The organism is Rhodococcus sp. KRD162 (genome assembly GCF_017168335.1).
Lineage (GTDB): Bacteria > Actinomycetota > Actinomycetes > Mycobacteriales > Mycobacteriaceae > Rhodococcoides.
The window spans coordinates 254,972-276,981 of the sequence record NZ_JABFAU010000003.1; the positions used below are offsets into that span (position 1 = coordinate 254,972).

At 65.2% G+C, this 22,010-nt stretch carries 19 protein-coding genes; 10 read left to right on the plus strand and 9 right to left on the minus strand.

The window, feature by feature from the left end:
- Nucleotides 1–107: 107 nt before the first annotated feature.
- The 6 genes from glpD to J1M87_RS03650 all read right to left on the minus strand — a co-directional run bounded on the left by glpD (nt 108) and on the right by J1M87_RS03650 (nt 8,446).
- Nucleotides 108–1,790, minus strand: a complete 1,683-nt coding sequence (glpD, locus tag J1M87_RS03625) for a glycerol-3-phosphate dehydrogenase (RefSeq protein WP_206487897.1) — start codon at nt 1,788–1,790, stop codon at nt 108–110.
- Between the two features lie 50 nt (nt 1,791–1,840).
- A complete protein-coding gene (locus J1M87_RS03630; RefSeq protein WP_206487899.1) occupies nt 1,841–3,601 on the minus strand; it encodes a thiamine pyrophosphate-binding protein in 1,761 nt (586 codons plus the stop codon).
- A 57-nt stretch (nt 3,602–3,658) separates the two neighbouring features.
- Complete coding sequence (locus J1M87_RS03635; protein ID WP_307830721.1) at nt 3,659–5,056, minus strand: iron-containing alcohol dehydrogenase; 1,398 nt, start codon at nt 5,054–5,056, stop codon at nt 3,659–3,661.
- Entirely contained in the window at nt 5,053–5,910 is an 858-nt protein-coding gene (locus J1M87_RS03640; RefSeq protein WP_206487901.1) for an HAD-IIA family hydrolase, read from the minus strand. The genes J1M87_RS03635 and J1M87_RS03640 overlap by 4 nt, the downstream gene beginning before the upstream one ends.
- Nucleotides 5,907–7,406 carry a glycerol kinase GlpK gene (gene glpK / locus J1M87_RS03645; protein WP_206487903.1) on the minus strand — a complete coding sequence of 500 codons (1,500 nt, stop codon included), beginning with the start codon at nt 7,404–7,406 and terminating at the stop codon, nt 5,907–5,909. Before glpK ends, J1M87_RS03640 begins: the two co-directional genes overlap by 4 nt.
- A gap of 80 nt (nt 7,407–7,486) precedes the next feature.
- The gene (locus J1M87_RS03650; protein WP_206487905.1) at nt 7,487–8,446 is read right to left on the minus strand and encodes a hypothetical protein; all 960 of its coding nucleotides are present in this window, start codon (nt 8,444–8,446) and stop codon (nt 7,487–7,489) included.
- Nucleotides 8,447–8,849: 403 nt separating this feature from the next.
- Between J1M87_RS03650 and J1M87_RS03655 the strand changes: the two genes are divergently transcribed.
- A complete protein-coding gene (locus tag J1M87_RS03655; RefSeq protein ID WP_206487907.1) occupies nt 8,850–10,367 on the plus strand; it encodes an FGGY-family carbohydrate kinase in 1,518 nt (505 codons plus the stop codon).
- Here J1M87_RS03655 and J1M87_RS03660 read toward each other — a convergent pair.
- On the minus strand, nt 10,364–11,182 hold the full coding sequence (locus J1M87_RS03660) for a DeoR/GlpR family DNA-binding transcription regulator (protein WP_206487910.1): 819 nt from the start codon (nt 11,180–11,182) through the stop codon (nt 10,364–10,366). The two genes, J1M87_RS03655 and J1M87_RS03660, sit on opposite strands and share 4 nt — an antisense overlap.
- Before the next feature lie 32 nt (nt 11,183–11,214).
- On the opposite strand from J1M87_RS03660, the gene thiM reads away from it, so the two are divergent.
- Nucleotides 11,215–12,024 carry a hydroxyethylthiazole kinase gene (gene thiM, locus J1M87_RS03665; RefSeq protein ID WP_206487912.1) on the plus strand — a complete coding sequence of 270 codons (810 nt, stop codon included), beginning with the start codon at nt 11,215–11,217 and terminating at the stop codon, nt 12,022–12,024.
- Nucleotides 12,025–12,114: 90 nt separating this feature from the next.
- Here thiM and J1M87_RS03670 read toward each other — a convergent pair whose 3' ends face one another.
- Nucleotides 12,115–12,753: an MBL fold metallo-hydrolase gene (locus tag J1M87_RS03670; protein WP_206487914.1), complete on the minus strand. Its 639-nt coding sequence runs from the start codon at nt 12,751–12,753 to the stop codon at nt 12,115–12,117.
- Nucleotides 12,754–12,853: 100 nt separating this feature from the next.
- Here J1M87_RS03670 and purS point away from each other — a divergent pair, with 100 nt between their 5' ends.
- The 4 genes from purS (at nt 12,854) to J1M87_RS03690 (ending at nt 15,531) form a co-directional block, all read left to right on the plus strand.
- Entirely contained in the window at nt 12,854–13,105 is a 252-nt protein-coding gene (gene purS / locus J1M87_RS03675; RefSeq protein ID WP_128646288.1) for a phosphoribosylformylglycinamidine synthase subunit PurS, read from the plus strand.
- Nucleotides 13,102–13,779: a phosphoribosylformylglycinamidine synthase subunit PurQ gene (purQ, locus tag J1M87_RS03680; RefSeq protein WP_206487916.1), complete on the plus strand. Its 678-nt coding sequence runs from the start codon at nt 13,102–13,104 to the stop codon at nt 13,777–13,779. Before purS ends, purQ begins: the two co-directional genes overlap by 4 nt.
- 36 nt (nt 13,780–13,815) lie before the next feature.
- Entirely contained in the window at nt 13,816–14,166 is a 351-nt protein-coding gene (locus tag J1M87_RS03685) for a VOC family protein (protein ID WP_206487919.1), read from the plus strand.
- A gap of 75 nt (nt 14,167–14,241) precedes the next feature.
- Nucleotides 14,242–15,531: a M18 family aminopeptidase gene (locus J1M87_RS03690; protein ID WP_206487923.1), complete on the plus strand. Its 1,290-nt coding sequence runs from the start codon at nt 14,242–14,244 to the stop codon at nt 15,529–15,531.
- Between the two features lie 394 nt (nt 15,532–15,925).
- Here the strand turns inward: J1M87_RS03690 and J1M87_RS03695 are convergent, their stop codons facing one another.
- Nucleotides 15,926–16,690 carry a nucleoside phosphorylase gene (locus J1M87_RS03695; RefSeq protein ID WP_241256309.1) on the minus strand — a complete coding sequence of 255 codons (765 nt, stop codon included), beginning with the start codon at nt 16,688–16,690 and terminating at the stop codon, nt 15,926–15,928.
- A gap of 103 nt (nt 16,691–16,793) precedes the next feature.
- Between J1M87_RS03695 and purL the strand changes: the two genes are divergently transcribed.
- From purL to J1M87_RS03715, 4 genes are all read left to right on the plus strand, one after another.
- A complete protein-coding gene (gene purL / locus J1M87_RS03700) occupies nt 16,794–19,085 on the plus strand; it encodes a phosphoribosylformylglycinamidine synthase subunit PurL (protein WP_206487925.1) in 2,292 nt (763 codons plus the stop codon).
- Nucleotides 19,086–19,186: 101 nt separating this feature from the next.
- Nucleotides 19,187–20,914 carry an alpha/beta-hydrolase family protein gene (locus J1M87_RS03705; protein WP_241256385.1) on the plus strand — a complete coding sequence of 576 codons (1,728 nt, stop codon included), beginning with the start codon at nt 19,187–19,189 and terminating at the stop codon, nt 20,912–20,914.
- Nucleotides 20,911–21,507: a CPBP family intramembrane glutamic endopeptidase gene (locus J1M87_RS03710; RefSeq protein ID WP_206487930.1), complete on the plus strand. Its 597-nt coding sequence runs from the start codon at nt 20,911–20,913 to the stop codon at nt 21,505–21,507. Before J1M87_RS03705 ends, J1M87_RS03710 begins: the two co-directional genes overlap by 4 nt.
- Before the next feature lie 19 nt (nt 21,508–21,526).
- Nucleotides 21,527–21,913 carry a sterol carrier family protein gene (locus J1M87_RS03715; protein WP_206487931.1) on the plus strand — a complete coding sequence of 129 codons (387 nt, stop codon included), beginning with the start codon at nt 21,527–21,529 and terminating at the stop codon, nt 21,911–21,913.
- The last annotated feature ends 97 nt before the right edge of the window (nt 21,914–22,010 follow it).

Below are 22,010 nucleotides of genomic sequence, written 5' to 3' on the forward strand. Positions count from 1 at the left end.
GACGTATGCAAAGTGCCATTCACGCGGGCGGGGTGGCCGCGTGAATGAACCCTTGCACGGTTCAGACGCATGCAAGGGTCCATTGACGCGAACGGGGCGGGCGGCGGTCAGCTACCGGTCGTCGAGTACGACGGCTCATTGTGACGAGCAGTCGATACTTGTGTGCCCGTGCACGACGTCAACCGCTCGACGTACTGCTGATTCTCCCGAATATCTCGTGCCACCCGGTCGCTGGACCAGCCGGCATTGCGCTGGAGAATTCTGCCCACGGCCTCCGCGACATCATCCTGTACACCGGGTTCGATACCCAGCATCATGCGGCGGTGCAGAATATCGCCGAGGGTCACCGCATACTCCTCCGTGAGCGCCAGGACGACCTCCGCGGCCAGGAACGCGCCGCGGCCGCGGCCCACCACCTCTGCGAGTTCCGGGTTCGAGCGAGCGAGCTCGAGCAGAACGTCGACTCGGCTGCCGTACACGTCCACCAATCGTTCGACGAGCGATTCGGACAAGCCCAGATCGGCTGCGGCCGAACGTAGTACGCGAGCAGGATCCGGTCCCGCACCGGGCAGCGGCGTGTTGCGTGCGTGGTAGGTCGGCTTCCCGAGTTTCATCTTGCGGTAGGCCATCGTCAGGGTTTCCTCGGCCAGTGACAGATGCGGCGTCAGCTTGCCGCCCACCACCGAGATCAAACCCTCCAACTCGCCGTGGTCGACGATGTCGTGGCTACGCGAGATGGCCCGAGTGTCACCGTCTGCCTGGAACGGAAGAGGCCGCACACCTGCGTACGTCATCACCACCGATTCCCGGGTCAGTCCGGCACCGGGGATCAGTTCATTGGTCTCGGCGAGGATGTAATCGACCTCGTCCTGTGTTGCTGCGACGGTGTCGAGGTCGCCTTCGAAGCGGTCGTCGGTGGTTCCGATGAGGAAGTACCCCCGCCACGGGATGACGAGTACCGCGCGGTTGTCCGAGCGGGCCTCGTAATACACCGCACACGTCGGCGCACCGGGAAACGGCCCGACGACGGCGTGAGTTCCCTTGGTGCCACCGATCAGTCGCGACATCGACGGCGAGGAACCGACCAGAACGTCGTCCACCCAGGGCCCGGCGGCATTGACGACCACCCTGGCCCGGACCGAGGCCGTGCGGCCGGTCAGGACGTCCTGCAGCTCGACGCCGGTGACGGTCGATCCCTGTGTCGTCAACGCAACTGCCTGGGTGTGGTTGCGCACGGTCGCGCCGTGACGCGCCGCGTCGATCACATTCTCGACCACCAACCGTTCGGCGAACTCGACCTGACCGTCGTAGTAGTGCAGACCTCCGCCCAGCGATGTGGTGTCCAGACCGCCGAGCTCGACGGCCATGGCTTTCTTGTTCAGTTTGCGATGTCGGGGAACCGACTTGTTCCATGACAACGCGTCGTACATCGCCATGCCGACCCGCATCATCCAACCCGGCTTGTGGTTGTGGCCGTAGAGCGGAACGACGAACGGCAGCGGCTTGACCAGATGCGAGGCGATGCCGAACAGTGCCTCGCGGTCGCGCAGTGATTCGTGAACCAGCGCGAACTCCATGAATTCGAGATAGCGCAGTCCGCCGTGCATCAGCCTGCTCGACCAACTCGACGTCCCACTGCCGAAGTCTCCCTTGTCGATCAGGAGAGTTCGGGTGCCCTGCAGCGCTGCCTCGCGGGCTATCGCCGCCCCGTTGATGCCCGCTCCGATCACCACGAGGTCGTAATCCTGCGCGGCCACCTCGTCGAGTTCCAGTCGTGTGGTGTTACTCATCTCTGTCCTTCTCGTCGTTCCGCTCGGCCACCAGGCTCGTTGGAGTGCAGTTACTTTCGTCCTGCGGACTGCTGCCACGGGCGAGCCTGATAGACCGTTCCGGGACGTGGATAGAACTTGCCCGACGCCAACCGTCGGGTGTAGCTGTCGATCGGTGTCGCGTCGGGATCGATTCTGATCTCGACCACCGTGGGTCCTTCGGTGCTGAAGGCCTTGTCGAATGCACTGGCCAGCTCGTCGGCGGAGGTGACCAGAATGCCCTGCATACCCAGCCCCGCTGCGGCTGCGGCATACGAGGTGCTGGCCTTCTCGCTCTCGAGGTCCACCGAATAGCGCAGACCTTCGTAGTGCAGGTGCTCCCACATCCGGAGCCAGCCCCAGGTTCCGTTGTTGAGCACGACGTGCACGATGTTCATCCCGTGTGCGGCCTGGGTGGCCAATTCGCCTACCGAGTAGCTGAATCCACCGTCACCGGAAACGGTGACGATGCGTGCCTCCGGCCTGGCCTTCGCAGCACCCATGGAGGCCGGAGTCGAGTACCCGAGCCCGCCCTGACCGCGTGCGAACAGGAAGTTGCGTCCTGGAACAGGGTTCTTCAGGTAGTTCGATATCCATCCGGCACTGAAGCTGGCGTCGGAGACGACGATGTCGTGCGGACGCAGATGCTTGGCCAGTTCCGTCATCGCCCGCGGCGGCATGACCGGGCTCGCCTCGCTCAGCCTCAGTGGTTCCGTCGATGCCCATGCCGCGTCCTTGGACTCCGCAATTCGCTTCTGCCACTCCGGAACCGACTTGGCCGTCACGAGGGGGATGAGTGCCTCCAGGGTGGCCTTGACATCGCCGAGCAGACCGACGGACGGGCCGAACGTTCGGCCGAGTTGGCTGCCGTCGACATCGACCTGGATGGTCATCTGCTCGGGGCGAGGGAGCGCCCAGTTGAGCGAAGTGTTCTGTCCCACCTTCGATCCCAACCAGACGATCAGGTCGGCCTCGCCTGCGAGCTCCCGCGCGGACTGTGATCCGAGCGGGTTCAACACGCCCACCGAGTAGCTCTCGGTCTCGGTGACCGAGCCCTTGCCGGTGAAGCTGGTGCCGACGGCGGCCCCGACGAGCGTGGCGAATTCGGCCAGCTCAGCGGTCGCTCGCGAACCCAGGACTCCGCCGCCGGCAATGATGTACGGGCGCTCGGCCTTCGCGATCAGGGCTGCGGCCGTGCGTAGTTCGTCGTCGGACGGCCGACTCCGGTACGCGGGTGCGGAATTGAATCTCTCCTCTACCTGGAGATCGGTTTCTTCCCACTCCTCGTCGATCACATCGTGTGGAATCACCACGGCCGTCGGTCCGGGCTTGCCGGTGGTGGCGGTGCGGAAGGCCGCCCGCATCAGATCGGGGACGGTCTCGAGATCCGGTGCGAGCCAGGACTGTTTGGTCATCGTCTGCAAGAAAGGCATCTGGTCGAAGCCCTGTGACCCGACTCCACCGTCGCGCAGCGGAACCCAGGACCGAGGAAGCTCGCCGACGACGGCAACGATGGGAACCGAGGCGTTCATGCTCTCGATGAGGCCATCGGGCAGTTTGGTCGTGCCGGGGCCGACCGTGACGTCGACGATGCCGGGCTTGCCGCTCACTCGTGCGTAGGCGTCGGCGGCGTAGGCCGCGGAGCGCTCGTCCCGGCAACCCAGATGAGACATGTCCTTGCGATTGGCCAGGCCCTGATAGAACGCGGCGGTTTGCCCGCCGGGCTGACCGAAGACCTGGGTAACTCCGTGCTTGCGCAGAATTTCTGCGACGAGATCGCCACCGTGTGGCATGAGACACGCTCCTTGTTGTTGGGGTCGAAAATTATTGGTGAGTAACGGAACTCGATCTCAAGGTCCGCCGCCCGATGCTGTCGCCCGGTCGAGAACGATGTCGATGAACTCGTCGGTCCATCGGCCGGTCACGAGCAAGAGATCGCACAGTGTGAATCGATCTCTCATGAGCGGCAACGTGCGCAAGATCCATCGGACCGTCTCACGATCGACGGCAGGTGTGAGCTGTGAGAACCTGGTAGGTGCACCGATTGCGGCCAGATCCGACGCGATGTCGGACGCGCTACGCAACAGCGTGGTCAGCACGCGGCGATGCTCTGGCCAGTGTGCGACGAACGACCCCAGTTCGGATCGGACCCCGCACCATCTGTCCATCTTCGTTGCGACATTGCGCGCACACGCCGCACCGACCCTGCCCGAAGGATCGATCGATTCCCATGCCTGGGTGACCGATTTCTCGAGATCGGGTATCGGTGTCGTGGCGACCTCGACATCGATGGGGACTGCGTCGAAGGATTCGATTGCACTCTCCCACAACGCAGCCGAGAGCACCGCGGCGACGCCGACTTGAGCGCCGTGCAGATCGTGGCTCTCGCCCCGCGCCACCGCAGCCATGTCGATGAGATGGCTGATGAGATGCTCGCATCCCGACACCACAGCCGTCGTTCCGGTGACGCCGATTCCGAGGCCACCGTAGGTGAGCGTATCGAGGAGGGCGTCGAGGTCGAGCTCCTCGAGCGAGGGTGAATCTCGAAGTCGTTGTGCTGCTTGACCGATCACGGCCAGCACCTCGCTGTCGAACTCCCTGTCCATGCCCAGTGTGCAGGCCAGATACCAGTCCGCAGGCGCGCACCAGATCGCGGCAGCGTCTCCGAATCCTGCTCTGGTCAATTCGGCAGGCGCATGGGCAATGATTTCGTGATCGATGATCAGCGCGACCGGCCACGCGGTGGGAACCGTGCTCTTGGCCCCGCCGCGAATCAGGACCGACAGCGGATCGGAGAAGCCGTTCACCGAAGCGCAGGTCTGGACCACCACCAACGGCACCTGATGGCGTTGCGAGAGCACCTTGCCGAGATCGACGACCGTCCCGCCGCCCACGGCCACGATGGCCGCGCACCCCGTACTCGCCGCACTGGCGTTGTCCACCGTTGCTTCGTCGAGAACGACCGCGCCGTGCTGTGCGTTCGGAATCAGCTCGGCAGTGGTGAAGTGGCAGGCAACCATCTCACGGATTTCGGCGAGGACATCTCGCGAGCCCACCGAGATCGGCGTGCCGTCGTGCAGGACGACCGCTGTTCCCGAGGTGTCGAGATCTGCCAATACCGAAGTCAACTCCGTCAGCGCCCCCGGAGAGCTGACGACCGTACGGAGGGTGGACGTGTCGTCATCGATGCCGATGTTCGCGAGATAACGGGTAGCACCCGTTGCGCTCACGATCTGTGGCCGGCTCACCGTGCGCTCCCACTCGAGGACGCGGGCAGGAGGTCACCGACCGATTCGACGATGTACGTGGGCCGATCGTCAGGGTCGGTCCGGTCGACATCGGCGACGGTCGACTCGCCGGTGAGAACGAGCGCCGTGGAGGTCCCGGCGTTGACCCCCATCGCGATGTCGGTGGTGAGTCGATCGCCGACGACGAGGGTGGTGGCCGGATCTATTCCGGTGAGTGCGCTGATGGTCTCGAACATGAACGTGCTGGGTTTGCCCAGCTGTGCCACTGCGACAACGCGTGTGCTCGCCTCGATTGCAGCCGTCACCGCTGCCGCGTCCGGATCGCCGAATCCGCCGGGGAGCGGGCAGAATCGGTCGGGGTTGGTGGAGACCAGAATTGCCCGACGGTAGACGGCGAGAGCCTCGAATGCGATCTTGAGTTTGCGGTAGTCGAACCCGCGGTCGTAGCTGGCGACCACGACCTCGATCTCGCGCGGGTCCTCGCTCAGTTCGAGGCCGGCCGCCGAGATCGAGTCCTTCAGCGGTTGTTCACCGATGACGAAGATCTTGCTGGTCGCCGCGTTCTCGGAGAGCCAGCGGACCGTCGTCATCGATGTGGTGATCACATCCGAGAGCTGCGTCGGTATCCCCAGGGCCGTGAGCTTGTCGGCGTACTGCTGCGGCGTGCGGGTTGGGTTGTTGCTACAGAACACAACCCGCCTGCCGTGGTTGCGCAGCTCGTGCACCAGGTGCGCTGCCCCCGGCAACAGCTCGTCGCCCAGATAGAGCGTCCCGTCGAGATCGAACACGTAGGACTCGAACAGCCGTGTCGGTTCTCGCAGGGTCGACTGCGCGAGTGTCGCGGTCGATGTCATCGGGCCGTCACCTTGCGCGCCCAGCCTTTCGACAGTTCGACGGCCTCGTTCCATCCCGAGTACATTTCCTCGGCCTTGCTGCGGTCCATCCGGGGCTCGAAGGTGCGGTCGACCGACCACAGTGCCTCGATCTCGTCGAGGGATTCCCATACCCCGGTGCTGAGCCCGGCCATCAGCGTCGCGCCGAGCGCGGTGGCTTCGGTGATGGCCGGCCGAATCACCGGGATGCCGAGAATGTCGGCCTGGAGTTGGCAGAGCATGTTGTTGTTGACCGCTCCGCCGTCGACCCGAAGCTCGGGCAGAGTGACCTGGCCGTTGGCAGTGATGGCCTCCACGACATCGCGAGTTTGGTAGACCATCGACTCCACGGCTGCGCGGATGACGTGCAGTCGGTTGGTGGAGCTACTCATCCCCACGATGCAGGCGCGGGCGTAGGGATCCCAGGTCGGAGCCGCGAGTCCGGTGAAGGCGGGTACCAGATACACCCCGTCGGTGCTCGCCACCTGGCCGCCGTACCACTCCGAATCCGCTGCTCCGTGAATCAGTTTCATGTCGTCGCGCAGCCACTGCATGGTCTTGCCCATGCTGAACAACACGCCCTCGTTCTCGTAGCGAACTTCGTCACCGATTCCCCAGGCAACGGAAGTCGTTGCACCCTCGACCATCTGAGGGGTGTCGCCGCAGTTGATCGTCAGGACTCCCGCGGTCCCGTAGGTCATCTTCGCCTGACCGGCTCGGAAGCAGACCTGACCGAAAAGCCCGGCTTGCTGATCGCCCATGTTGGATGCGATGGGAATCGGGGCCCCGAACGTGGCACCGGCATCGCCCACGATCGTGTCCGAGGAGACGACTGTCGCGAGCATGCAACGCGGAATGCCGTAGGCGTCGAGTAGATCCTGATCCCATTCGCGGGTGTGGATGTTGAACATCATCGTTCGCGAGGCATTGGAGTAGTCGGTGACATGTGCGCAACGTCCGGTGAGATTCCAGATCAGCCAGGTATCGATGGTGCCAGCCAGCAGTTCCCCCTTCTCCGCTCGTTCCTGCGCTCCTGGAACGGTTTCGAGGATCCAGGCGATCTTCGAGGCCGAGTAGTAGGCATCCGAGTTCAGGCCCGTACGCTCGCGGATGATGGGGTCGAGTCCACGTTCGCGCCAGCGCTCGATCACTCCGTTGCTCTGCCGCGACGCCCAGACCACCGCATTGTGGATCGGACGCCCGGACTCCTTGTCCCATACCACCGCTGTCTCGCGTTGGTTGGTCAACGCGATAGCAGTGATGTCGGTCGGTTCGAGATCGGCACTTCGAAGCGCCTCGCGCATCGTTTCCAGCTGCGCGGTGAGGATTTCGAGCGGGTCGTGTTCGATCCAACCCGAGTTGGGGTAGATCTGGGTGATCTCGCGCTGAGCGACCGCGCGGACCTCGCACTTCTCATCGAAGATGAGAGTTCTTGCACTGGTGGTGCCTTCGTCGATTCCGAGAATGTACTGAGTCATGGCTGACGCTCTTTTCTGTCGTAATGGCGAGATAGGGGTGTGTGTTTCGTGGTGAACGGAAGAGGGGGCGGCGGCCCGGGTCAGAGTTGTCCGAAGGCGAGTTGGGCGCCGACGATCAGCGAGGTCGTGACGGCAATGGCGCATGCAGGCGGATCGAAATGGCTGTCGCCGAGCGTGTGGAAGATTCTGGAGCTGAGTTCGGCCAGGAACGCGCTGAACAGTGCAACCACGACGGCCCCCAACAGCGCGATCGGGCCGGCCGCACCTGCGGACAGCAGCGCGACGGCTGCCAACCCGGCGGGCAATGTGATGTGGTGCGATACCGGACCGGACAGGCCGATCTGGAGGAGCAGCAGAGTTGTCGCGCTGAAACCGAAGAGCAGGACGGGTCCGAGGGCACGTGCCGAGTCCGGAAGGCTGACGATCAGCCATCCGGCGGCCAGTCCGAACCCGATGGCCACGGTGCCGACCTGCAACCGGTGAGACTGGAACGGTAGCCAGGCCTGCGTCGCGGTCGGATGCCACCGGGTGGCGATCTGCGCGCCCGGCCCACCGTGATTCGATGGCACCAGTCCGGTGCGACCGAACGAAAGACGCGTTACCGCAGCAAGAATGACGACAGTGAGCGCGACCGTGTCGGTGAGTACGACTGTCGAGGCGATGGTGGAGTCGATACTCAGCACGGATTTCAGCGCCTTCTCGAGTGCAAATCCGATGACCCCGAACACTCCGCCGACGAGCAGCACGCTGCTGCTGCCGAGCCCGACGAGCGGCGCGAGAATGTTCTTCCCGTCGTCCAGCTTGCCGGTGCGCTTGGCGTAGGCCGCTGCCGCGACGGCTCCGGCAAAAGCAACCTGAGGGCCGAGGAACGGTCCGAATGCCAACTGCCCGAGGAAGTCGTAGTCGACGCCTGCCATCGCTACCGCCACGCCGATGATGCAGAAGATGCCGCAGAGGCTGAAGACGAACAGTCCGCCGAGTGCGGCCCCGACCAAACCACCTCCGAAGGCGGCGATGTAGGCGACCAGTTGAAGATCCACGACAAGAGTCCTTTGTTCGAGACGGTGAGGCCCATTCGAGTGGGTCCTCGTGGTCGAGCCCGCCCAGTCCGGGCCCGAGGTGACGGGCGGGAACGCGGGTGAAACCTCTTCGATCGCCACCGGCCGCACTGCGTGCGGGAGGTGACCCAGGAGCTCGTGTTCGAGCGGCTTCGAGGTAAGAGGAGGCGCTTCGTGTTTATGCCGGTTTGTGCGGCTTAGTGACGAAGTTAACTCAGTGTGGAGTGGCAGTCAACAACTACCCATCAGTAATATCTAACGGTCGAAAACCCATTCCACTAGGTTCGTAGCAGAAACTGTGTGATCCTTGTCATGCAGTCCCGGAGGCTTCCTGGGCGGATCGGGACTGTGATATCTGCATTAACCCGCAGTCGGAATGGTGGTCATGAAGCAATACATCCTCGGGATCGACGCCGGCGGAACCTTCGTCAAAGCGGGTCTGTTCGACGCCGGAGGGCGCGAGCTGGCGGCCGCGAAGGAGCGCAGCCCGCACCTGGACGGGCGCGGCGGCAGGCGTGAACAGGACCCGGACGCGCTGTGGCACGCGGTCTGTTCCTCCACCCGGGAGCTGCTTCGCGCGTCGGGCACGCATCCTTGCGACGTCCTCGCGGTATCGGTCACCGGATACGGCAGCGGGCTCTGGTTCGTCGACGAGAACGCCGGCGCAGTCGGCAACGGAATTCTCTCGACCGACGGCCGGGTGGAACTCGACCCCGCATCCGCGCCGGACCACGAGACCGCAGTACAGATCGAACGACTGGTCTCGCAACGGATGTGGAGCGGCCAGACCGCCGCACTGCTGCGATGGTTCGACGAGCACGAACCGACGATGCGATCGCGGGTGCACCGCGTCCTCGCCTGCAAGGACTACATCAGAGCACGGTTGTGCGGAGACATGTCCACCGATTACACCGATGCCGGGCTGACCGGACTGTGCGACATCGAGCGGAATTCGTGGTCGGAGGATGCGCTCGGCCTGCTCGGAATCGCCCAGTGGCGCGACACGCTTCCGGCGATCGGTCCAGGGGCCGAGACGGTCGGCGGCATCACCGCTGCAGCCGCCGAACTCACCGGCCTATCGGAGGGCACCCCGGTGATTCGAGGAGTGGTCGACGTCGCCGCGTGTGCACTCGCATCACGAGTTCTCGACGAGAGGCACATGTCCGTTGTCGCAGGAACATTCGGAATAGATCAAACACTGCACCCCCAGCCGAGAACCAGCACGGTCCCACTGCTCCAGTGCCGATACGTGACGGGAGAGGCGTACCTCGCAAGCGAGGGTGGGATCACCTCCGCGAGCAACCTCGAATGGTGTTGTCGACATCTGTTCCGAGCCGAGGCCACGAATGACGGTGGTGACATCTACCAGATGTGCAACGACGCCGTGTTGCGAGCGTACGGCCGAGAACGCCTCAGCGGCATGATGTTCTTCCCCTACGTATTCGGCGGACCGAGCGGCGCTCCAGCCGGTGTGCTCGGTGCCGTCGCCGAGGACGAGTTCGACGACACGGCGCTTGCGGTGTACGAGGGAATCACGTTCGCGCACAAAGCAGATATCGACAAGCTTCTCAGCGGCGACGATGCAGCTCGGCCGTCGGTGGTGAGAATGTCGGGAGGTGCCTCGCACAGTCCCGTGTGGCCGCAGATGTTCGCCGACGTCCTCGGACTACGCGTCGACGTCGCCGAACGGGGAGAAATCGGGGTTCGCGGTGCCGCGATCACCGCCGCCGTCGCCCTCGGGATCTTTCCGGATTTCGATTCCGCTGCAGCAGCATTCACACCCTCGATGCGGTCCTACGAACCCGACCCGCACAAGGTGACAGTGATGAACGGCCGATACTCCCGCCACCACGCGCTGACGGCGGCACTGGCAGCGGTCTGGACCTCAGCGGACGATCGCTAGTGCGATCGATCCGTCGTCGGTGCGGATACCTGAGCGAGTGGAGCGATGTCGTCGACCGAGATGCACTCGACACCGCTGTCGCGGTACTGCCGCAGCAGCGAGGGGTCGAGCCCTGGCTCGACCGCCAACGTGGTGATCGCGCCCAGTGGTGCGACCTGGAATGCGCCGGAGTACCCCAGCTTGTCGCTGGTACACAGGATGATCGAGCGGTGGGCACCCTCGATCATCGCGCGCTTGATCTGTGCCTCCTCGTACTCGAAATGAGTGATCCCGGAGTCGACGTTGATACCCAGGATGCCCACGATCGCGACATCTGCATTGATCGACTCGTAGGTCTTGAGGGTTTGGGCTCCCACCGTCACCATCGCGTTCTTGAGCAGACGGCCCCCGACCACGACGACCTCGCAATGGGGGTGCTCGGCCAGATTCACCGCCGTGGACGGGCTGTGCGTGACGAAGGTTGCCCGAAGAGCGGGGTCCAACTGCTTCGTGACCTCGATCGCCGTCGTACCGCCGTCGATGAGTATCACCTGGCCGTCCTGAAGCAGACTCGCAGCAGCGCGAGCTACCAGCGACTTCGCCGAGGTTTCCTGCCCCCGCCGGTCCCGGTAATCCTGATGCAACGTCGAGACGACCAAGGCGCCGCCGTGCACACGCTTGAGCTTTCCTTCCGATCCGAGCTCGTCGAGATCGCGACGAATGGTGTCCTCGGAGACATCGAACGACACGGCGAGCTCGGACGAGAGGATCTTGCCCGTCGTGCGCAACAGCTCGAGGATGCGGAAGTGCCGCTCGGGCTTGAGAAGGGTGGCCACCAGGGCATCGTATCGGTCGTAGACTCGCAACGATGAGTGCTTCGTGCCCCACCCTCGACGACATCGTTGCCGCGCACCGTCTTCTCCGCGAGCGCAATCCGCTGGTGCAGTGTCTGACCAACACCGTGTCCGTTCAATTCGTCGCCAACGCACTGTTGGCAGCCGGAGCCGCTCCGGCGATGGTGGACAACCCCGAGGAGGCGGCCGGCTTCGCCGAGATCGCCGACGCGGTGCTGGTCAATCTGGGGACTCCGACCGCCGCTCAGGTGGCGAGCTCCCGCCTCGCCTCGGCTGCCGCGAGAGCAGCGAGCAAGCCCTGGGTGCTCGATCCGGTGGGAGCGGGCGGTCTGCCGTGGCGCACCGGCGTGGCAGTCGAGCTACTCGCCAACCGGCCCAACGTCGTTCGCGCGAACGCGTCGGAGGTGATCGGGCTGGCAGGAGCAGGAGGCGGATCGAGGGGAGTCGATTCGTCTGCACAGGCGGCAGATTCGGTGGATGCGGCCCGATCACTGCTGGATCGAGCCGAGATCGTGGCGGCGTCGGGGGAGACCGACCACATCGTCGGCTCGAATGGCGTCATAAGGGTGGGCGGCGGAAGTGCACTGCTGCAACGAGTTACCGCAACCGGCTGCGCGCTCGGTGCGCTCACGGCAGCGTACTGCTCCGTGGCCCCGACCACCGTGATCGGTGCCGTCGCTGCCCATGCCCATGTTGCGGTGGCATCGCAGATCGCGGCGCGGTCGACGTCCGGGCCCGGATCCTTCGCTGCGGCGTTCCTCGACGAACTCGATGCCGTGAACGAGTCCACACTGCGACAACTGGTGCTGCTCGACGCAGCCTGACGCCACCGACGGGCCCGTGAACTGCCACCGCCGTGCACTATCGCCGACCCGGGTGCCGTGATGCTCGCCGGCCCCGCCGGAGCTCACCGGTCAGATCGAGACCGCAGATTCCTCGGGAAGCTCGCGGAATTCCGCGTCGGACATGTCCTTGAAACGCCCGTAGTACACCCCGGTCGCGATGTCGGCGATCACTGCCTGATGGATGGGGAAAGCCATGGTGGGAGCCACCGCACGCAGGAACTCCACGGTTTCGGACAGCTTGGACCACGGTGCCGCAGCGGGAAGTGCCAGCACCTCGACCCGCTGCTCGGGGACGAACAGTGAGTCGCCCGGGTGGAAGAGCTGGCCCGGGTTCTCCGGGGTGCCGAGCAGATAGCCGGTGTTGTCGATCGTCGGCAGTTCGGGGTGGATGACCGCATGGGTGCCGCCGACCCCGGTGACGGTGATGCCGCCGACGGTGAACGCCTCGCCTGCGGGAGCTGCGGCCCACTGGCCGCCGAGCTGGTCCGCCGTCATCGGATCCGCGTGCAGCGCCGCACGTGGATTCGCGTCGAGGAGGGCGGGAAGTCGTTGCAGATCGACATGATCGGGGTGCTGATGCGTCACGAGGATGGCATCGAGTCCGGTGATGCCCTCGAACCCGTGGGAGAAGCTGCCCGGATCGAACAACACGGTGGTGCCGTTCAGCTCGACGAGAACGCAGGAATGTCCGAAGTGTGTCAGCTGCATGTGCTCCACAGTAAGCGCGGTTTCGCGCCTCCCGCCAGGGCTGCGTAGACTCCCACCTGCCGGTAACTGTCTTGCTGTACGTATTTCAAGGAGCGCTTTCGTGGCCCGAGTCGTTGTCGATGTCATGCCCAAGGCCGAGATTCTCGATCCGCAGGGTCAGGCGATCGCAGGTGCGCTCGGTCGGCTGGGTATCTCCGGCGTGTCCGACGTGCGCCAGGGCAAGCGATTCGAGCTCGAGGTCGACGACACCGTAGATGATGCCGAGCTCGACAAGATCGCGGAATCCTTGCTGGCCAACACCGTCATCGAGGACTGGACGGTCACCCGTGTGTCGGTAGAGCCCGCCGCATGAGCGCCCGCATAGGTGTCATCACCTTCCCCGGAACCCTCGACGACGTCGACGCCTCCCGCGCGGTCACCCTCGCAGGCGGCGAGGCTGTCGGCCTGTGGCACGCGGACGCCGATCTGAAGAACGTCGACGCCATCGTCGTCCCCGGCGGTTTCTCGTACGGCGACTACTTGCGGGCCGGGGCCATTGCTCGGTTCGCACCCGTGATGGAGTCCGTCGTCAAGGCGGCCGAGGGCGGTATGCCGGTTCTCGGAATCTGCAACGGCTTTCAGGTGCTCTGCGAGGTGGGACTGCTGCCCGGCGCGTTGACCCGCAACGAAGGGCTGCACTTCGTCTGCCGCGATCAGTGGTTGGCCGTGGAGAACACCGACACCGCCTGGTCTTCGCGATACGAGCCCGGTGCCGAGATCCTGATTCCGGTCAAGAATGCCGAGGGACGGTTCCAGGCACCGCAGAAGACCCTGGACGAGCTGGAGGGTGAGGGCCGCGTCGTATTCCGCTACCGCGGCGCCAACCCGAACGGATCGCAGCGCGCGATTGCCGGTATCTCCTCGGCCAACGGTCGAGTGGTCGGTTTGATGCCGCACCCCGAGCACGCCACCGAGCCGCTGACCGGTCCGAGCGACGACGGACTCGGCATCTTCTACTCGGCGCTGGACACCATCGTCAACGCCTGACTCGAAGCTGTCGGTGGTGGCGGTTACTGTGCCGACATGACACTGACCTTGGGCATGATCACGTTCGACTCGACCGATCCGGGACCGCTCGCGCACTGGTGGGCGGCTCGAGCGAACGGATCGATCGTGGAGGAGAACGACGGGTGGTTCTACGTCGTCGCTCTGGCCGAGGCCCCGTATCGGATGGCCTTCCAGAAGATCGAGGATCCGACGCCGGGCAAGAATCGCGTCCATCTCGATATGACCACTCAGGATCTCGACGGTGAGGTCGCGCGGCTGATCGAGGCCGGAGCGAGTGAGCTCGCGCAGCACACGATGGGCGATTTCCGCTGGGTGACACTGAGCGATCCCGACGGCAACGTGTTCTGCGTGTCCGGTTCGCACTGAGCTCTCGCATGTTGCCCGGCGTCGGTTCCCCCGGGGCGGTGTGCACTGGGGGTGTCCGACGCGGCGGCTGCCACAATGGTTCCCATGTCGACTCACGCTTCTGCAACCGGTCTCTGCAACTTCGTCGACGTCTCGCCGTCGCCGTTCCATGTCTGCAATACGGTGTCGGTGCAGCTCGAGGAGGCCGGATTCGTTCGGCTCGAGGAGACCGACGCCTGGCCGACGGAGCCGGGCCGCTACTACCTCGTTCGGGGCGGTTCGCTCGTCGCCTGGAGTACCGAGAGCAGTAGTTCGGGTGATGGCCCCTTCCGCATCGTCGGCGGGCACACGGACAGCCCGAACCTTCGGGTCAAGCAGCATCCCGATCTCGAATCGGCGGGCTGGCAGATGGTGGGCCTCGAACCGTACGGCGGTGCGTGGCTCAACTCCTGGCTCGACCGCGATCTGGGCATCTCCGGGCGGCTGAGTGTGCGTGACGGCAATGCTGCGCGCGAGGTGCTCGTCAAGGTGGACGAGCCCATCCTGCGGGTGCCACAGCTCGCGATTCACCTCTCCGAGGATCGCAAGGGAGTCACCCTCGATCCCCAGCGACACGTCAATGCCATTTGGGGAGTGGGTAATTCGCCGAAGTCGTTCATCGCATACGTCGCCGAGAGGGAAGGCGTCGACCCGCATTCGGTACTGGGTTGGGAGTTGATGACCCACGATCTCGCGCCCAGTGCCATCGTGGGTGTCGAGTCCGAACTGGTCAGTGCGCCGCGTCTGGACAATCAGGGGACCTGCTACGCCGGAACGCAGGCTTTGCTTGCGGCAGTGGACAACCCGACGAACATGACGCCGGTGCTTGCCCTGTTCGATCATGAAGAGGTCGGCAGTATGTCCGACCGCGGTGCGTTCTCGGATCTGCTGAACACCGTGCTCGAGCGCATCGTGCTCGGACGCGGCGGCGGTCGTGCGGAATTTCTGCGCACCATGGCCGGATCCATCTGTGCCTCAGGCGATATGGCGCACGCGACGCACCCCAACTACCCGGATCGGCACGAGCCCGCGCATCGCATCGAACTCGGCGGGGGACCGGTGCTCAAGGTCAACCAGAACCTCCGGTACGCAACCGATTCCGCCGGCGCAGGGGCCTTCGCGCTCGCGTGCGATCAGGCCGGAGTTCCCATGCAGCGCTACGTGCATCGTGCGGACCTTCCCTGCGGGTCGACCATCGGGCCGATCACCGCGTCACGTACCGGGCTCTCGACGGTGGACGTCGGCGCGGCGCAGCTGGCGATGCACTCGTCACGAGAGTTGATGGGTGCCAACGACGTGAAGGCCTACGCCGACGCGCTCGCGGCATTCTTGGCACCCGCGCAGTAGCCCCATAACCAGTGGCAAGAGTCCCCCGATAACCGGCCGCAAAAGTCCCCCGATGACCGGCCGCAAACGCGCGCCCGATAACCGGCCGCTAACGCGCGCCCGATAACCGGCCGCAAAAGTCCCCCGATGACCGGCCGCAAACGCGCGCGCATTCGTCAGGTGCGCGGGAAATAGTGTCGAATCCGGGGCCATTCCGCTCGCGTTTGGCAAACGCGCGCGCGTTTGCGGAAGCGCGGGGGTGAGCCCGCGAAGCGCGGGGGTGAGCCCGCGAAGCGCGGAGGTGAGCCCCGCGAAGCTCGGAGGTGAGCCATCGAAGCGCGGAGGTGAACCCTCGAAGCGCGGAGGTGAACCCTCGAAGCTAGGAGGTGAGCCAGCGACCCCACGCCCCCGCGACCTAGAGCGGGTCGATCTGCACACACGCATCCGCCGCGAGCCAGAACAACTGCTCGCGGACGGTTGTCGCTTTGGTCCAGCCTCGGTGGTCCCAGTCGGCGGCGAGTGAATCACCTGCGTAGAGCAGCTGTGCGAATCGAACTCCGCGGAACTGTGCCACGGCGCAGAACGCCGAGGCCTCCATGTCGACGGTGCGGCAGCCCTCCGCCACCCGCCGCGAGACGCGGCCACGGGTTTCGCGGTAGAGCGCGTCCGTCGTCCAGGAGCGGCCGGTGACGAAGTCGATTCCGGCATCGGTCAGTACCGACTGGAGTACGGCGACGCCCGCCGGGTCGGCGTCGATCACTCGGCCCGGCGGCAGGTAGTGGAACGAGGTGCCCTCGTCGCGCAGGGCGCTGTCGACCACCATCACGTGTCCCATGCCCAGGTCGTCGGACAGTGCTCCTGCGCCGCCGACGGCGACGAACTGCGTGCAGCCCAGTGCGATGGCCTCCTCGAGGAACAGCGCGGCCAGCGGTGCGCCGACTCCCGGGTGGAACACGGCGAGCTTGTGTCCTGCCCGCTCGATCTCGTAGACGGGGTGTTCGCCGTGCTCGGAGCGCATGACCGATACGACCCTGGCGTCGCCCTTCGCGCATATGCTCTCGATCACTTCGGAGAAGAAGCAGACGACGGCTTTGGTCGGGACGTCGATGCCCTGGGCCACCATCGAGGGGTCGATGACGCCCGTTTCGTTCAGATCGTCCTCGGTCAATGCGATGTCCATCCGCTGATGTTCGCACGAGGCTCGTACGTCCGATGCCGTACATGTCGGCCGCACCTTATAGACTCTCCCTGGCATTTCGCTCCATCGAAGGGACCTATTCCTCGTGTCCGCTAGCTCTGTACCCACAGACACTGTCTCCAACGCCGTCGCCACCCCGGACGTCGCGCAGCCGTACAAGGAACTCGGACTCAAGGACGACGAATACGTTCGCATCAAGGAAATCCTCGGACGTCGCCCCACCGACGCCGAGTTGGCGATGTACTCGGTCATGTGGAGCGAGCATTGCTCGTACAAGTCGTCGAAGGTGCATCTGAAGTACTTCGGCGAGACCACCACCGACGAGATGCGCAAGCCCATGCTCGCCGGGATCGGTGAGAACGCAGGCGTCGTCGACGTCGGCGACGGCTGGGCTGTCACGTTCAAGGTCGAGAGCCACAATCACCCGTCGTACGTCGAGCCTTACCAGGGCGCGGCGACGGGCGTGGGCGGCATCGTGCGCGACATCATGGCCATGGGCGCTCGCCCGATCGCCGTGATGGACCAGCTGCGGTTCGGTGCGGCCGATGCACCGGACACGCGCCGCGTCCTGAGCGGCATCGTCGCAGGCGTCGGCGGGTACGGAAACTCCCTCGGCCTACCCAACATCGGCGGCGAGACGGTGTTCGACGCCTCCTATGCGGGTAATCCGTTGCTCAACGCTCTGTGTGCCGGTGTCATGCGTGTCGAGGACATGCATCTGGCGTTCGCCTCGGGCTTGGGCAACAAGATCATTCTGTTCGGTGCGCGTACCGGGCTCGACGGCATCGGCGGGGTGTCCGTGCTTGCCTCGGAGACCTTCGACGGGGACGAGAGCGCAGGGGGCCGCAAGAAGCTGCCCGCGGTTCAGGTGGGCGATCCGTTCACCGAGAAGGTGCTCATCGAAGCGTGCCTCGAGCTGTACTCGAGCAAGCTCGTGGTCGGCATCCAGGATCTCGGTGGTGCCGGATTGTCTTGCGCCACCTCGGAACTCGCATCTGCAGGCAGTGGCGGAATGCACATCGAACTCGACAAGGTGCCGATGCGTGCCACCGGGATGACTCCCGCCGAGGTGCTCTCGAGCGAATCCCAGGAACGTATGTGCGCGGTGGTCACCCCGGAGAACGTCGATGCGTTCATGGCCGTCTGCAAGAAATGGGATGTCCTGGCCACCGTGATCGGTGAGGTCACCGACGGTGAGCACCTGCAGATCACCTGGCACGGCGACACCGTCGTCGATGTTCCGCCGAAGACCGTCGCGCACGAGGGCCCGGTGTACAACCGCCCGGTGCAGCGTCCGACCACGCAGGACGATCTGGTCGCGAACACCACAGCGTCGCTGACACGTCCGGGCACCCCGGACGAGCTGAGGGCGACGCTGCTGAAGATGATCGGATCGCCGCAGCTGTGCAGCCGCCGTTTCATCACCGAGCAGTACGACCGCTACGTGCGCGGTAACACCGTCCTCGCCGAGCATGCCGATGCCGGAGTCATCCGCATCGACGAGAAGACCGGTCGCGGAATCGCTTTGGCCACCGACGCGTCGGGTCGGTACACCGCCCTCGATCCGTATCGCGGGGCGCAGCTCGCGCTCGCCGAGGCATTCCGCAACGTCGCGGTCACCGGCTCGACGCCGAAGGCCGTCACCAACTGCCTCAACTTCGGCTCGCCCGAGGACCCGGGCGTGATGTGGCAGTTCGAGCAGGCCGTACGTGGCCTGGCCGACGGCTGCGTGGCGCTCGGCATCCCGGTGACCGGGGGCAATGTCAGCTTCTACAACCAGACCGGTGCCGAGCCGATCCTGCCGACGCCTGTCGTCGGTGTTCTCGGAGTCATCGACGACGTGCACCGCCGCATCCCCACAGGTCTCGGCCTCGAACCGGGCGAGACGCTGATTCTGCTGGGCGATACCCACGACGAGTTCGACGGATCCATCTGGGCGCAGGTGGAGCACGACCATCTCGGCGGCGTGCCGCCTCGGGTCGATCTGGCCCGTGAGCAACTGTTGGCCGATATTCTGCTCGCGTCCTCGCGCGACGGACTGATCTCTGCGGCACACGACCTGTCCGAGGGTGGCCTGGCTCAGGCCGTCGTCGAGGCAGCTCTGGCCGGCGAAACCGGTTGCCGCATCATCGTTCCCGAAGGTGCGGATCCGTTCGTGACGCTGTTCTCGGAGTCCTCGGGCCGCGTACTGGTCGCGGTCCCGCGCACCGAGGAGATCCGGTTCACCGGTATGTGCACCGCTCGCGGCCTGCCGTGGGTGCGCATCGGCGTCGTCGACGAGGGATCGGACTCCATCGAGGTACAGGGGCAGTTCTCCGTCCCGATGGCGGAGCTGCGCGAGACGTTCGAAGACACTCTTCCCAGACTTTTCGGCTGATCGAGGTGGGGGGTCGGACGTCGGTCGGGGATCGGGCATCGGATGGGCCCGGCGTCGAACGCGACGCGGCCCTCGAACAAGACCAGCATCACCGTTACCACCTGCCGTCCCTCGAATTCTCGGTTCCCTCACCCGAGAAGCACCCGTTCGTCATGTGGGCGTGGGGTCTGTTGCGTTTGGACTTCACCGGAATCGCGTTCAGCGCGCTGTTCTTCTGCTGGTCGTTGACTCCCTCGCTGCTTCCGCGCGGATGGCTGTTCCAGGGCATCATCGGCGGCATCAACGCGGCCATCGGCTACGCATTCGGTGTCGCACTGGGGTGGGCCGTGAGTCGGTGGTGGCTGTCGTCGCGATCGTGGTGGCCGCTACCACCCGCAGTCGACCGCGCCGTCAAGGTCGCAGTGCCCGTTGCGGCGATCGCGGCCTCGATGATCATGCTGGCGGTCTCGGCGGAATGGCAGCGTGAGCTCGCCGCATTGATGAACGCCGAGGGCACCACCACGACGGGATACCTCCGAACCGGGGCACTCAGCATCGCCGTTGCGGCTCTGCTCATTTCGGTGTGGCGGGTGCTGCGCGACCTCGTTCGACTGCTGGCCCGTCAGCTCAATCGCATCGTGAAGATGCCGCGGGAAGTGGCCAACGCGCTGGGCGTCGTTCTTCTGGTCGTGCTGGTCGTGGCTCTGGTCCAAGGTGTGCTGCTGCGTGCGGTCTCCGAGGTGACCAATTCGGTGTTCAGTCTGCAGAACGACGAAACCCGGGACGGCGCAGAGCAACCCACAGTGGACGAGCGATCGGGCAGTCCGAACTCGTTTGCTCCCTGGGACACTCTGGGCTTCGAGGGCAGGAACTTCGTCTCCAGCGGTCTGCGCGCCGACGAGATGGAACGGGCCACGGGGCGTCCGAGCCGCGAGCCCATACGGGCCTATGCCGGTCTGGAAACGGCACCGACCCAGGCCGAGCGACTCGACATCGTCGTTGCGGAACTCGAGCGCACCGGTGCGTTCCAACGCGCGGCGCTCGTCGTCGTACCGACCACGGGCACCGGGTGGGTCAACCCCACCGCCATCGAGGCCGAGGAGCTCATGTTCGACGGCGATGTGGCCACCGTCGCGTCGCAGTATTCCTATCTGCCGAGCTGGATTTCGTTCCTCGCCGAGGGCGACAAAGCCGCGCAGGCAGGAAAGGCGCTGATCGACAAGGTCCATGCTCGGTGGCTGCAGGAGCCGGAGGACACTCGCCCCAAGTTCTACGTCTACGGCGAAAGCCTCGGAACGAAGGCAGGGGAGGGCGCGTTCGACGGCCTGGCCGACATCCGAGCCACCACCGACGGAGTGCTGTGGGTGGGACCGCCGAACGACAATCGCATCTGGCGGCAGTTCGTCACCCGACGCGATCCGGGAACTCCGGAAGTTCGGCCGGTGTACTCCGATGGCCTGACGGTCCGATTCGCCGACAATTCCTCGGGCATCCCGCCGGAGGATCAGCCCTGGTTCGAGCCGCGGATCCTCTACGTCCAGCACGCCTCGGATCCGGTGGTCTGGTGGTCACCCGATCTGCTCTTCGAACGTCCCGATTGGCTGTCCGAACCGCCCGGGCCGGACCGACTGCCCAGCATGCGGTGGTTCCCGATCGTGACGTTCTGGCAGGTGGCCGCCGATCTCACCAATGCCGCGGGCGTTCCCGACGGTCACGGCCACAACTACGGAACCCTCGTGCTCGACGGCTGGGTGGCGGTCGCGGCACCGGAGGGCTGGACCGATCGTGACACCGAGCGCGTTCGTGGGGTCATCGAAGAATTCGCCGGCCGCGACGGTCCCGAGAAGTGAGAATCACCGCGACCGTCATCGGACTGTCGACGACCGCATGGAGCACCGTCGTCCTGCCCTCGGTAGGACTCGGAGCTCGCGGCCGTGCGGTGGCCAACGCCTCGTTCGCAGTCGGCATCGCTGCCCTCAGCGGGTCGAGCGCCGAGCAACTCGGCCTACGCAACACCGCTCGCGGGCTGAAGTGGGGCGCTGCGGCGGCGGCAGTTCCGGTGCTCGGCTCGGTCGTCGTCGCTGCGATTCCGGCGTTGCGTCGACGGGTCCGGCCATCCGAGGAGGACCTCGCCGAGTGGGTTCTGTTTCGGATCCCGGTGGGAACGGTGCTCACCGAGGAGTTGCTGTTCCGCGGGGTGCTCGACGCCGCCTCGCCCGCCCTGTCGCCGATCTTCTTCGGGATGTGGCATATTCACCCGGCCCGCGCCGCGGGCGACCCGGTGATCGCAACGGTGGCTGCGACGACCGCAGCCGGTCTCGTCTTCTCGTGGCTACGGGCCCGCAGCCACAGTGTGCTGGCCCCTGCGCTGCTGCATTACGCACTGAATGCGAGCGGGGCCGTGTTGGCGCATCTCGCCGTGAACGACAGGAACGAGCCGTGAACGACGGGAACGAGAGATAGTGCCGCCCCACAAGGAAGTGAGCCCCGCCGAGGTACGCGAGGCCGTGTTGGCGGTCGGGGACTGGATCAAGGGCCAGGCCGATGCACCGGCTCGCGCCCGGATCGCCGCGGCGGTGCGTACCAGCGCCAGAACGTTGGGCCAGAATGCGCCAGGATCCTCGGTGGAGGTCCGAGTGCCGCCGTTCGTCGCGGTGCAGTGCATCGTAGGGCCGCGTCATACGCGGGGAACCCCGCCCAATGTGGTCGAAACGGACGCGCTGACCTGGCTGCAGGTGGTGACCGGAATCCGTGATTTCGCCGACGCTCTTGCCGACGGATCGATCGATGCCTCGGGCAACCGGGCAGCCGAGGTCGGCCGCTGGTTGCCGCTGCTGTCCATCGAGTGAGCCTGCCCGATATCCGGGCGAATCGGTCACCTGTTCACCTCTCGGGAATCTGCCGTCCACACGATGCGGCTACTGCGGTCGTGTGCCAGTAGACTCG